The 12,440-nt window shown below is 37.6% G+C and carries 11 protein-coding genes; 4 read left to right on the top strand and 7 right to left on the bottom strand.

The genetic code is table 11. From position 1 onward, the window contains the following. Positions 1-7: 7 nt before the first annotated feature. Positions 8-946 (bottom strand): mevalonate kinase family protein, encoded by a 939-nt coding sequence (locus tag AAY42_RS14780; RefSeq protein WP_055396591.1) that lies wholly within the window; start codon positions 944-946, stop codon positions 8-10. Between the two features lie 130 nt (positions 947-1,076). After that, on the bottom strand, positions 1,077-2,162 hold the full coding sequence (locus AAY42_RS14775) for a diphosphomevalonate decarboxylase (protein ID WP_055396589.1): 1,086 nt from the start codon (positions 2,160-2,162) through the stop codon (positions 1,077-1,079). A 94-nt stretch (positions 2,163-2,256) separates the two neighbouring features. On the opposite strand from AAY42_RS14775, the gene AAY42_RS14770 reads away from it, so the two are divergent. After that, positions 2,257-2,730, top strand: a complete 474-nt coding sequence (locus tag AAY42_RS14770) for a TspO/MBR family protein (protein ID WP_055396587.1) — start codon at positions 2,257-2,259, stop codon at positions 2,728-2,730. Here the strand turns inward: AAY42_RS14770 and AAY42_RS14765 are convergent. Next, positions 2,727-3,263 (bottom strand): DUF1697 domain-containing protein, encoded by a 537-nt coding sequence (locus tag AAY42_RS14765; RefSeq protein ID WP_055396585.1) that lies wholly within the window; start codon positions 3,261-3,263, stop codon positions 2,727-2,729. The genes AAY42_RS14770 and AAY42_RS14765 overlap by 4 nt on opposite strands. 72 nt (positions 3,264-3,335) lie before the next feature. Here AAY42_RS14765 and glpK point away from each other — a divergent pair, with 72 nt between their 5' ends. Together glpK and AAY42_RS14755 are read left to right on the top strand one after the other, a co-directional pair. After that, positions 3,336-4,832 (top strand): glycerol kinase GlpK, encoded by a 1,497-nt coding sequence (glpK, locus tag AAY42_RS14760; protein ID WP_055396582.1) that lies wholly within the window; start codon positions 3,336-3,338, stop codon positions 4,830-4,832. Between the two features lie 12 nt (positions 4,833-4,844). Further along, positions 4,845-5,573, top strand: coding sequence for an MIP/aquaporin family protein (locus AAY42_RS14755; RefSeq protein ID WP_055396580.1), 729 nt, complete (start codon positions 4,845-4,847; stop codon positions 5,571-5,573). A 2-nt stretch (positions 5,574-5,575) separates the two neighbouring features. Here the strand turns inward: AAY42_RS14755 and AAY42_RS14750 are convergent, their stop codons facing one another. Together AAY42_RS14750 and AAY42_RS14745 are read right to left on the bottom strand one after the other, a co-directional pair. After that, entirely contained in the window at positions 5,576-6,847 is a 1,272-nt protein-coding gene (locus AAY42_RS14750; protein ID WP_055396578.1) for a BaiN/RdsA family NAD(P)/FAD-dependent oxidoreductase, read from the bottom strand. Beyond that, on the bottom strand, positions 6,847-7,599 hold the full coding sequence (locus tag AAY42_RS14745; RefSeq protein ID WP_055396576.1) for a glycerophosphodiester phosphodiesterase: 753 nt from the start codon (positions 7,597-7,599) through the stop codon (positions 6,847-6,849). The genes AAY42_RS14750 and AAY42_RS14745 overlap by 1 nt, the downstream gene beginning before the upstream one ends. A gap of 187 nt (positions 7,600-7,786) precedes the next feature. Between AAY42_RS14745 and AAY42_RS14740 the strand changes: the two genes are divergently transcribed. After that, positions 7,787-8,209 (top strand): hypothetical protein, encoded by a 423-nt coding sequence (locus AAY42_RS14740; protein ID WP_055396574.1) that lies wholly within the window; start codon positions 7,787-7,789, stop codon positions 8,207-8,209. A 50-nt stretch (positions 8,210-8,259) separates the two neighbouring features. Here AAY42_RS14740 and AAY42_RS14735 read toward each other — a convergent pair whose 3' ends face one another. Then, a complete protein-coding gene (locus tag AAY42_RS14735; RefSeq protein ID WP_055396572.1) occupies positions 8,260-10,131 on the bottom strand; it encodes an alpha-amylase family glycosyl hydrolase in 1,872 nt (623 codons plus the stop codon). Continuing rightward, positions 10,128-12,434 carry a glycoside hydrolase family 65 protein gene (locus tag AAY42_RS14730; protein ID WP_055396570.1) on the bottom strand — a complete coding sequence of 769 codons (2,307 nt, stop codon included), beginning with the start codon at positions 12,432-12,434 and terminating at the stop codon, positions 10,128-10,130. The genes AAY42_RS14735 and AAY42_RS14730 overlap by 4 nt, the downstream gene beginning before the upstream one ends. Between the last annotated feature and the right edge of the window lie 6 nt (positions 12,435-12,440).

The following is a 12,440-nucleotide window of genomic DNA, read 5'->3' as shown; positions in this document are numbered from 1 at the left end:
TATGGTGTTAGAAGTTGTAAACCACTTCCAAGTTATGGCCTTCAAGCGCTTTTTTAGCTTTATCCAAATCTTGGGTAAAGCCTAAAATATATCCACCTCCACCTGAGCCACAAAGTTTCAGGTAATAATCATTGGTATCAATTCCCTGTTTCCAAAGTTGATGGAACTTGGAAGGAATCATAGGTTTAAAATTGTCGAACACCACATGGGAGAGCTGCTTAAGGTTGCCAAAAAGGGATTTGACATTTCCGTTCAAGAAATCTTCCACACAGGCATCGGTATGCTTAATGAACTTATTCTTGACCATATTACGGAACCCTTCTTGTTTCATTTTTTCCATGAACAACTGCACCATAGGTGCGGTTTCACCTATTATACCACTATCCAACAAGAAAACAGCTCCTTTCCCCTCTTTATTTTGGGAAGGTATGCTTGTAGATTCTATATTATCCTTGGAATTGATCAGAATGGGCAAACTCAAATAACTGTTCAAGGGGTCAAGCCCTGAAGATTTTCCATGAAAGAAGGATTCCATCTTTCCAAAAATCTCTTTGAGTTTCAGTAGTTTTTCACGGGTTAAATTCTCAAGTACCGTGATTTTGTCCGTGGCATATTTGTCATAGATAGCCGCTACGAGAGCACCACTACTTCCAATACCATAACCTTGTGGAATTGAGCTGTCAAAATACATTCCATTGGCAACATCTTCTTCCAATGTCTGCAAATCAAAAGAAACCAGGCCTTGTTCTTCTTTTTCCAACTTTCTTAAATACTCCACATATGTTTTTAAGCTTTTGTTGGATTTTTGGGCCGATTCAGATGGATTTTCGTCCGTCTTCAATGCGCCTTTAAAAAAACTATAGGGTATGGAAAGTCCTTTAGAGTCTTTGATAATGCCATACTCTCCAAAAAGTAGAATCTTAGAATAAAATAACGGTCCTTTCATAATTGAGTCAAAGATACAAACCTGATTTGTTTAAAGTAAAACAGTTTAAAGATAAACAATAATCGTCCTCAAATGTAAACCTCTGTCTTTAAATACGTTGTTCACCCTAAATCAACGTTGTTTGATAGTATTAATTACATTTTTTAGCTCCACTTCCAATTCGATCGCAAATATAATGTCCATTCTCGCAGTGGGCAACCAATTCATCCTTAATAAATTGTATTGCCTTTTCCTTTACTGATTCTGGATATAAAACATGTACATTGGCGCCTGCATCCAACGTAAAACAAATTGGCACATCGGTCGTGGCCCTAAAATTCCATATCTTATTGATGATTTCCAAGGTATCGGGTTTCATTAAAATAAAATACGGCATGCTGGTCATCATCATCGCATGCAGGGTTAATGCCTCACTTTCAACCACATTGATAAAACCTTCCAAATCTCCGGTTTCAAGAATACTTTTAAGCTTGTCCAAATTTTCATGTGCTTGGGTAAAGCGTCTTTCAGCGTAGGGATGACTGTGCATTAAATTATGCCCTACGGAGCTACTGACCTGTTTTTGGCCCTTGTGCACCAACAAAATGGTATCATGGAAATTTTTAAAAACAGGGTTCACTTTAAATGGATACTTAATTCCATATAAATCCGAACTTCCATGTATTGTTTTATGGCTTCCCCATTGAATCAGATCTCCTTCAATACTCCTGCACGCACTTCCGGACCCCAACCGAGCCAGAAAAGATGCCTTTCTATTAAAAAAGACCTTATCTATACTTGGATCCAATCTTTTTTCAATATCCACCAAGCACAATGCCAATGCGGCCATACCACTTGCAGAAGATGCAATACCACTGCTATGTGGAAAGGAGTTGGAAGTTTCAATTTTAAAATGATATGATTTCAAAAAAGATATATATTGTTCAATTCGTTCAAAAAAGCTTTGGATTTTTGGTTTGAAATCTGGTTTGGGCTTGCCTTCAAAAAGTAAATCAAAAGAAAATTGTGAAGTATCCGTATCCTTTTTGCTGTAGGAAACTGAAGTTCTTGTAGCGCATGCATCTAACGTGAAACTTATTGATGGATTAGCCGGAATTTGGTTTTCCTTTTTTCCCCAATATTTTACCAATGCAATGTTGCTTGGAGCTTTCCAAGTAACTTTTCCTTCCTCTGGTAAATCAACATATTTCCTTGACAAAAAGTTTTCTTCAGTCATTCAAAAAAACATTTGGACAAATATAGTGGATGGTATGAGGTTCTATGGATACGGATTCAAATAAATTCTTATTTTAGACAGAATTGCGCTAATCATGAAGAAAAAAGTTGGTTACATTTTAATTACGGTTGCAATCTGTCTTCTTATTGGTTTTCTATCAAGCTTTGCAACCCAAACCTCGGTAAACGACTGGTATCTAGCTTTGAACAAACCCAGTTTTAATCCGCCAAATTGGCTTTTTGCACCAGTTTGGACAGGGCTTTATATTTTAATGGGTATTGCTGCGGGAATAGTTTGGTCTAAAGGCTTTCACCATATCTGGGTAAAAACCGCCTTGTATCACTTTGGATTCCAATTACTTTTTAATGCTTTGTGGAGTATTGTTTTCTTCGGATTTAAAAGCCCAGCATGGGCCTTACTCGTAATTTTTGTTTTATTGACCTTGATTATTTTAACTATTCGATGGTTTAAAGTGGTCAGCAAATTAGCTGCCATTTTGCTTATTCCCTATATGCTTTGGGTATGCTTTGCAACTTTGTTGAATTATAAAATCTGGGAATTGAATTAGCCCTTGACCATTTCGGTCAATTTTTGCATCGTTTTTAAGTTTCGGGTCGTAGCCTGAACTTTTAATTTTCTTTCAATAAGATTATTGTTCAATTTGGCATTGCCATACCCCTTTTTGCAGCATAGATATACACAGGATTCCGAAATTTGAAAATCCTCATTTACAAAACTCAATGTATTGAATTCTTCTACCGGATTTTGGGACGGAACTTCCTTAAGCAACACAAAATATAATCGATTCTCTTCCACTTCATTCTTAAAGGGATTTTCTTCTAGAATCTTCTCTAGTTTTCTTCCTTCAGTAATCAAGGTAGGAACATCAAAACCAAAATCTTCCATAATAGCACTATGCACCAAATCTTGAAGCAAATTAATCTCGGACATTTCACTGTCAAAAACAATATTACCGCTTTGAATATAGGTTCTTACATTCTTCAAATCCTTTTTTTCCAAGGTTAGTTTTAGATCGGTCATTTTGATTTTCTTCTGCCCACTTACATTAATCCCCCTTAGAAGTGCTATATATGTTTTCATGATTTAATAATTCAATGGAATAAAATTACTCCGATTTATTTTAGTAAATTCAGTCGCATTAAATTAACTCAAATGAATCAATATATCCTTGCCTTGGATCAAGGCACAACCAGTTCGCGAGCTGTGATTTTCGATAAAGCTGGCAGTATTATATCCGTAGCACAAAAAGAATTCACCCAAATTTTTCCAAAACCAGGATGGGTAGAACATGATGCCAATGAAATTTGGGCTACCCAAGCTGGAATGGCCGCCGAAGCTGTTAGTAAAAAAGGTTTAAAAGGGGAACAAATAGCAGCCATTGGAATTACCAATCAACGGGAGACCATTGTTGTTTGGGACAAAAATACTGGGGAACCTATATATAATGCCATTGTTTGGCAAGATAAACGCACTGCCGACTATTGCGATGAATTGAAAAGTCAAGGAAAATCGGATATGATTCGTCAAAAGACAGGTTTGGTCATTGATTCCTATTTTTCAGGCACCAAAGTCAAATGGATTTTGGACAATGTGGAAGGCGCTCGTGAAAGGGCAGAAGCTGGCGATTTGGTTCTGGGAACAATTGACACCTGGCTTATCTGGAAAATGACCGAAGCCGAGTTGCACATTACCGATGTTACCAATGCATCTCGTTCTTTAATGTTCAACATCAACACAATGGAATGGGATGATGAGCTTCTTGAACTTTTGACCATTCCTAAAAGCATGCTGCCAGAGGTAAAACAATCTAGTGAGGTTTATGGCCATACAAGCCCTAATTTTTTCGCCGCCAAAATTCCAATTTCAGGGATTGCCGGGGACCAACAAGCAGCACTATTTGGACAAATGTGTACCAAACAGGGTATGGTAAAAAATACGTATGGCACAGGTTGTTTTATGTTGATGAATATTGGAGACAAGCCAATAGTTTCTAAAAACAATCTGCTTACCACCGTTGCATGGAAAATAAATGGAAAGACCACCTACGCGCTGGAAGGAAGCATTTTTATAGCAGGAGCGGTTGTGCAATGGTTACGGGATAGTTTAAAAATTATAAAAACCTCCTCTGAGGTAGAACAACTTGCCAGTTCTGTAGATAGTTCGGAGGGTGTTTATTTTGTACCCGCATTTGCTGGTTTGGGAGCTCCACACTGGAACCAACATGCCCAAGGAACCATTTTTGGGTTGACACGCGGAAGTACTGATGCCCATATTGCCCGAGCCGCCTTGGAATCCATAGCCTACCAAACCATGGATATTTTAAAAGCCATGGAAGCAGATTCTGGGATTTCCATAAAAGAACTAAGAGTTGATGGGGGAGCAACGGTTAACAATATGCTTATGCAATTTCAATCGGATGTTTTGAATACTGTTACTATTCGTCCTAAAATTATAGAAACTACGGTTATGGGAGCTGCATATTTAGCTGGACTTGCTGTTGGCTATTGGGAAAGTCCCGAAGAAATTCAAGATATTTGGCAAACCGATGTTCATTTTAGCCCATCAACAGACCGCGAACCTATTGAAACAGGAATCAAAGGCTGGTACAGAGCCATTGATGCCCTTGAACAGTGGACAAAAAATAATTAAACCAAAGCTAACATGACTCCATTTATTGCAGAAATCGTTGGAACATTTCTATTGATTTTGTTGGGATGTGGTGTCAACGCCAATGTTTCATTAAAACAAACATATGGAAATGGTTCCGGATGGATAGTGATTACCACGGGTTGGGCCTTTGCTGTATACACAGGAGTAGTAGTCGCTGGGCCATATAGTGGCGCACACATGAATCCAGCTGTAACCATTGGACTTGCCTTGGCCGGTGAATTTTCAATTTATGATGTGCCCAATTATATTATGGCTCAATTTATTGGAGCTATGCTGGGAGCTTTCTTTGTGTGGTTAATGAACAAAGATCATTTTGATGTTACCGAAGATGGTAATACTAAAAGAGGGGTTTTTTGCAATGCCCCAGCAATTCCAAATACTTTTTTAAATATTTTAACTGAGGTCATGGGGACTTTTGTTTTGGTATTTGCTGTGCTTTATTTTACGGATGCCGTAGCAACCAGTGATAACAGCATTATAGGTTTAGGTTCTTTAGGAGCTTTGCCCGTTGCTATAATTGTTTGGGGAATTGGTTTGTCTTTGGGAGGCACTACTGGTTACGCCATTAATCCCGCCAGGGATCTTGGCCCAAGAATTATACATGCTTTGGTTCCAATTAAAAATAAAGGCTCCAACGGATGGGGATATTCATGGATTCCAGTTTTTGGTCCCATTTTGGGAGCATCGCTTGCGGCAGGAATTGCTATGTTGCTTCAATAAATTTACTTTGAAACAATCGCCCTTGCCGCAATATAGGCACCTGTCCAAGCATTTTGAAAATTAAAGCCTCCTGTTATGGCATCAACGTTGATGATTTCACCAGCAAAATATAGATTTTGATGAATTTTGCTTTCAAAAGTCTTAAAATTGATTTCCTTTAAATCGATACCACCCGCAGTGACAAACTCTTCTTTAAATGTGCTTTTCCCTTCCACCTTAAAAGAACATGCCGTGAGTTGTTTTGCAAGATTTTGAAGTTTTTCCTTTGTTACATCTCCCCATTTCAAATCCTTATCTATTCCAGCTGCTTTTACCAAATTTATCCAAAGTCTTCTAGGCATGTCAACAGCATTAGTTCTTAAAATGGTCTTTTTGGGTTCAACCTCTTTTACTTCTCTAAGATATAGTTCCATGGAACCTGTTGTGTATTCCGGCATCCAATTGATAATGACTCTAAAATTATAATCGTACTTATATAATATGTTCGCACCCCAAGCTGAGAGTTTTAATATAGCGGGACCACTTAGTCCCCAATGGGTAATTAAAACAGGGCCTTCAGATTCTAAAACGGACTCATTCTTGAGTGCGCTTTTTAGTTCGACATCAATTTTTGAGGGAAACCTCTTTTTTGGAGGAATTTCTACGGAAGCTTCTGTACTTATTCCTTGAATGCCTCTTATTCTTTCATCATTTATATTAAAGGTGAACAATGAAGGGACCGGGGGAATAATTGTGTGTCTCATTTTCTCCAATTGTTTCCAAATTTTTGGATTACTCCCTGTAGCCAAAAGCAATTTTTTGGTTTGATAGTGCTTGTTCATTGTTGTTATCCGCCACCTATCGCCCTCTTTGCTCCTGCCAAACTCTTTAACTGAGCTATTCCTTAAAATTTTAACCCCTAATCGCTCAGCTTCGTTGACAAAACAATCAATAATGGTTTGTGATGAGTTGCTTTTTGGAAAAACCCTACCATCATCCTCTATTTTCAACGGAATTCCTTTTTCTTCAAAAAATGACATCACATCTATGGGAGCATACGTATGAAAAGGACCTAGAAGCTCCTTTTGTCCTCTTGGATAATTGGTAACCAACTCTTGAGCAGAAAATTCGCCATGTGTTACATTACAACGACCACCGCCCGAAACTTTGACTTTGGAAAGCACTGTTTTTCCTCTTTCAAAAATGGCCACATTTAAATGTGGGGCATGTTCAGCAATCTGGATTGCAGCATAAAAACCTGCCGCTCCACCTCCAACAACAATAATATCAAACATTAATGTACACGTTCAGGATAATTGGTTATAATTCCGTCCACTCTGAATTTCTTCATTCTTTGGATATCATCCGGTTGGTTAACCGTCCATGTATAGACTTTAAATCCTTCTTTGTGCATTTTAGAAGTATTTTCGGTGGTCAATGTTTTAAAATCAGGATTTATGGCAATGGCATTCAATTCTTTGGCAATTGAAATTGCTTCCAGCGGGTCTTCCTCAGTCAAAATTGCAATTTTCACATCCCTATTTATTGTACGCATCTTCTCAAGTTCATTCCATTTAAAACTGGAAATCACAAAATCATCAGATTTCCATCCTTTATTATTAATATAATTCGCCATTATGGTATTCACATCTTTGGCCGTGTTAGCTCCTTTCAATTCTATATTGAGTGCTACATTTCCATCGATTAAATTTAAAATATCTTGTAATAAGGGTATTGTATGGTTCCCCTTCAGGGTAAGTTTATTTAATTCAACTATATCGTATTCTTCTATTAATCCTTTTCCATTAGAAAGCCGTTCAACCTCATCATCATGAAACACCACAATTTCTCCACTCTTGATTTTAAAGACATCTATTTCAATCATATCAACCCCTAAATCCATTGCTTTTTTTATGGATGCCAAAGTATTCTCGGTCTCGTGCCCCATTGCTCCCCTATGACCAATAACCAAAGGTTCATAATCTTTCATGCCACAATTGTTAGCTAAAAAAACAGTGATTAATACCACTGCAATTGTTTTTTTCATTATCGGTTAAGTTTTAATTCTAAAAATACAACTTGAAAATGGAATTCACTCCTATTTCCTTACTAGTTATTTATCATTTATATTTTATCAAAATAGATAAATAATCAATTTTTGATATGTTTTTTTATCATATTGATAAAAATTATTTAATATATTTATCACATTATTAACCAATTAAATAATCAAAATGTTTTCAAAATCTAATTTGCTGGCCACTATAGCTGCCACAGTGGTCATGTTCTTGTTGGGCTATGGTCTTTGGGGTGTTGCGTTGACAGATTTTTTTGAATCTCACACTATCACAGATGTTTCAAAAGACCCAATGGACTTTCCATTGATAGTTGTTTCTAACTTGATTGGAGCCTTTATATTGAGTTCTATCTACAGTAAATGGGCCAGGGGGCATCATAGTGTTGGTCAAGGGTTTGAATTTGGTGCCGCAATAGGTGCTTTTACCGGGATTTCCATGGGTCTTATGTGGTATGCGACATCAAGTGTTATGGATTTCACAGGATATGTTGTAGAAGCTATTGTTGAAATTATTTATTATGGTATTGTTGGTGTTGTAATTGCACTGGTATATAAGAATACAGCCCCAGTCAAAACATAAGAAAATTAACCAACCTTAAACTTGAGCGGGCTGTTTTACAGCCCGCTTTTTTATTCTTCAACTTTAAAAATAACAGATTCCAAAGGCTCCAATTCCACTGTAATTATTCCTTGTCCACCTTCTACAAAAAGAGTTTTGTTGATTTTATTGTAAAGTTCTTCTGTTAAGTTGTATTCTCCATTCTTCAAATTCCATTTTTCGATGACATCTTTTGGAATTTTCAATTGAAACGTATAGTCTTTTACGGCATCAAAATTTGATATCACCACAAGTGTTTCGGTATTGCACCATCTTACATAGGAAAGCACCCTATGGTCATAGTTCTCCGTAAAATCTTTATTGTAAAAGTGAATTTCTTGGTATGCCCCCATTAGGGCGTCACTTTTAATGGTAAAATTTAATAGTCGCTTATAGAAATCCCTTAACTCTTTTTCTTCTTTGGATAGTTGACCTCCATCAAACTTTTTATCGTTCACCCAACGTTGATGATTTGGCACTCCTATATAATCAAAGATTGATGTACGTGTAGGTTTACCAAACCCTGCATCTTCTGCTCCCGGTTCTCCTACTTCCTGTCCAAAATATATCATGGTTGGTGAAGTACTCAAGGTTGCAGACACGACCATGGCAGGTTTTGCAAGCTCTGCTTTCCCAACAAAATCTGGACTTGCAATTCGTTGTTCATCATGATTCTCCAAAAAATGAAGCATATGATGCTCTATATCTGCCATTCCTTTTTGCACCACTGGAATATGGTCGGTCCAACCATATCCTTTCATAATGTGCTTTATGCTATCGTACAATTCTACTTTATCGTACAAATAATCCATTTTCCCCTTGTGGATGTAATCCCGATAGAGGTCTGGGTTGTACACTTCAGCCAATAAGAAGGCTTCTGGGTTTTTCATTTTGATACTCGAATTCAGATAGCTCCAAAATTCAACAGGTACCATTTCGGCCATATCAAACCGAAAACCGTCCACCCCAAAATCCAACCAATACTGTGTAATATCCCTGAACTTAACCCATGAATTTGGAATGTTCTTATCACCCCAAAATTTATAGTGTTCTTCGTAATTCTTATTTTCAAAACCTAAGGGAAATTCATCAAAATCTTTTGTGCCATCCGGTCTAACACCATAATTTATTTTTACCGTTTCATACCAATCATTAAAATTGGGCTGTGCCAACCTAGACCCATTTCCGGTCCATTTTGCAGGAACCTCAACAAACTTTCCATTTGAAAATTGGTTTTCCTCCCCACCAAGTGGTAGATAATCATCTTGCCATAGCGGCACCTTAAACTCGCTATTGGGAACGTAGTAGAAATTATTATTGACGTGATATTCCAAGGAAGTATCATCATTGGCCCCAAAGTCCAAAACTCCTTCCGGATTTGTAAGTCCCTCATAATTTCGAGCAACATGGTTGGGAACAATGTCTATAATAACCTTCATTCCTGCGAGATGGGTGCGTACCACCAACGCTTTGAATTCATCCAACCTTTTATTTGGGTCAATAGCTAAATCTGGATTAACGTTATAATAATCTTTGACCGCATAAGGTGAACCTGCCCGTCCTTTAACCACATCTGGGTCATCATTGGAAATTCCGAAAGCAGTATAATCATTAATAAGTGCATGGTGCGGAACACCAGTATACCAAATATGGGTCACTCCCAAATCTTTAATCTCATTTAAGGCCCGCTCGTTGAAATCAGCAAATTTTCCAACCCCATTTTCATTGATGGTTCCCCAAGGTTTATTGGTAGTATTGGTATTTCCAAAAAGTCGAGTAAAAACTTGATAGACTACGGCTTTTTTCTTCATTTTTTGCTGAACTGGTTCTTGATTGGTTTTCTGATCACATGAATGCGATAAGCCTACAATTACCATAAAAGTAATGTAGCTGTATTTTTTCATGCTTGAACAACTTTGCCCGGAATTAATGATACCGGTTTATCATTCACCTGAATACTTAGTTCTTTCCCCTCCGTTATTTCAAAACTTGTATACTGTCCTGAAACGGTAACGGTTATTATTTGATTTCTAAAATTGATTTTAAAAGCATATGATTCCCATTGTTTAGGTATTCTTGGTGTAAAACAGAGTTGATTATTCAAGATTCGCATTCCTCCAAAACCTTCAACAATACTCATCCAAGTCCCCGCCATGGATGTAATGTGGAGCCCTTCTTCCACTTCTTTGTTATAATCATCCAAATCCAATCTTGAGGTTCTCAAGTAAAAAGTGTAGGCTTGATCCATCCTATCCAATTTTGCTGCTTGAATGCTATGCACACATGGGGACAGGGAAGATTCATGGACGGTAAATGGTTCATAAAAGTCAAAATGTTTTTCTAAGGATTCCTTGCTGAAGTGGTCTTCAAAAAAATAGAAGCCTTGTAATACATCTGCCTGTTTTATATAGGGCGAACGCAATATTCTATCCCAACTCCATTTTTGGTTGATCGGCCTATCTGATTTATCTAAATCTTCTACCTTGATCATTTCCTTGTCCAGAAAGCCATCTTGTTGCAGGAAAACCTCGTGTTTTTCAGAATATGGAAAATAAATATTCCCAGCAACCTTTGCCCAGTCATCAGTCTCTGTAATAGTCAAATTTGTTTTGGAAATAATTCTAGCATAGTCCTTTGGGCATATTTCTTTTACAATTTCCAGCTGTTCTAACGTATAGTCAATACACCACTTGGCCAGATAGCTGGTGTACCAATTGTTGTTGACATTGTTTTCATACTCATTTGGACCTGTTACCCCTAGCATCACATACTGCTGTTTGTCCTCAGAAAAATTAACTCTTTGATGCCAAAACCGAGCGATGCCTATTAAAACTTCCAACCCCATTTTTGGGATATAACTGTAATCGCCTGTATACCTATGATAATTATAGATTGCGAATGAGATTGCACCATTTCTATGGATTTCTTCAAACGTAATTTCCCATTCGTTATGGCACTCCTCTCCATTCATTGTTACCATGGGATACAAGGCAGCCCCATTTTTAAAGCCAAGTTTTTGGGCATTTTCTATCGCTTTTTCCAGATGGTTGTATCTATACTCCAACAAACTCCACGCAACTTGCTGATTTTTTGTGGCCATATAAAAGGGAAGGCAGTATGCTTCCGTATCCCAATAGGTACTTCCTCCATATTTTTCACCTGTGAACCCTTTTGGACCTATGTTCAATCGGGAATCTTTTCCTAAATAGGTCTGGTTTAATTGGAAAATATTAAATCGAATTCCTTGTTGCGCTTTTACATCACCATTAATGGTGATATCACTCATTTCCCATATTTTGGCCCAGGCCTCCTTTTGTTTTTGAAGCAACCCTTCATAACCCAATGTAGTTGCACTAAAAAGAGCATCTTTCGCCACTTGTACAAGTTCGGACTCCTTATGGTCTCTTGAAACAGTATATCCACCAAACTTATGTAGGGTAAAAGGCTCTCCTTTCTCTACCTTTTGCTTGTAGGACAAACCGATTAAACTATCGGTCTTTTTAAGGTGAGGTTTCATTTCAACTGGTGACCCTTTATAAAACAACTTAGCCTCCATAAAGGTGCATGTAGCAAAGTTGGTCTTCATTGTATGTGCTTCAATAAAGGCCTGACTTCCTTCAGAATCAACATTTGTTGTGTTCCAAAACTTATCATCCCAATTGGAATCTTCGTTGGTAATGCCACTGTCTAAATAGGGTGCAATAATTACTTCAACATCTTGGTTAAGGGGTGTTATCTCATATTTTATTGCTCCTACCGCATCAATATCGAGGCTTAGAAACCGGGTTGATCTTACTGAAATTTCCACTCCATTTTGTAATAGCGCCGTAAAACTTCGTTGATACCAGCCCTCACGCATATTCAACTCTCTTTTAAACTCCCTAACAGATTTGCATGTATTAAGGTCAACCAATTCTTCATTGATTAGAACTTCAATACCAATCCAGTTTGGAGCATTAAGGACTTTAGCAAAATATTCGGGGTAACCATTTTTCCACCAACCTACTCTGGTCTTATCTGGATAATAAACTCCTGCTATGTAACTGCCCTGAAAAGTTTCTCCGGTATATTCTTCCTCAAAATTAGCTCTTTGCCCCATGGCACCATTGCCCAAACTGAACAAACTTTCTGAGGATTTAACTTGTTTCGCGTCAAAACCCTCTTCAATAATTGACCATGGGTCCACTTTTATATAATCTTGATTCATCGATGT

It is taken from the genome of Flagellimonas eckloniae (assembly GCF_001413955.1).
Taxonomy (GTDB): Bacteria; Bacteroidota; Bacteroidia; order Flavobacteriales; family Flavobacteriaceae; genus Flagellimonas; species Flagellimonas eckloniae.
This window is presented reverse-complemented; position numbering and strand designations above follow the sequence as displayed.

Coding starts and splice junctions, on each gene's coding strand:
- AAY42_RS14780 (WP_055396591.1), bottom strand. CDS start 946: ATGAAAGGACCGTTATTTTATTCTAAGATTCTACTTTTTGGAGAGTAT.
- AAY42_RS14775 (WP_055396589.1), bottom strand. CDS start 2,162: ATGACTGAAGAAAACTTTTTGTCAAGGAAATATGTTGATTTACCAGAG.
- AAY42_RS14770 (WP_055396587.1), top strand. CDS start 2,257: ATGAAGAAAAAAGTTGGTTACATTTTAATTACGGTTGCAATCTGTCTT.
- AAY42_RS14765 (WP_055396585.1), bottom strand. CDS start 3,263: ATGAAAACATATATAGCACTTCTAAGGGGGATTAATGTAAGTGGGCAG.
- glpK (WP_055396582.1), top strand. CDS start 3,336: ATGAATCAATATATCCTTGCCTTGGATCAAGGCACAACCAGTTCGCGA.
- AAY42_RS14755 (WP_055396580.1), top strand. CDS start 4,845: ATGACTCCATTTATTGCAGAAATCGTTGGAACATTTCTATTGATTTTG.
- AAY42_RS14750 (WP_055396578.1), bottom strand. CDS start 6,847: ATGTTTGATATTATTGTTGTTGGAGGTGGAGCGGCAGGTTTTTATGCT.
- AAY42_RS14745 (WP_055396576.1), bottom strand. CDS start 7,599: ATGAAAAAAACAATTGCAGTGGTATTAATCACTGTTTTTTTAGCTAAC.
- AAY42_RS14740 (WP_055396574.1), top strand. CDS start 7,787: ATGTTTTCAAAATCTAATTTGCTGGCCACTATAGCTGCCACAGTGGTC.
- AAY42_RS14735 (WP_055396572.1), bottom strand. CDS start 10,131: ATGAAAAAATACAGCTACATTACTTTTATGGTAATTGTAGGCTTATCG.
- AAY42_RS14730 (WP_055396570.1), bottom strand. CDS start 12,434: ATGAATCAAGATTATATAAAAGTGGACCCATGGTCAATTATTGAAGAG.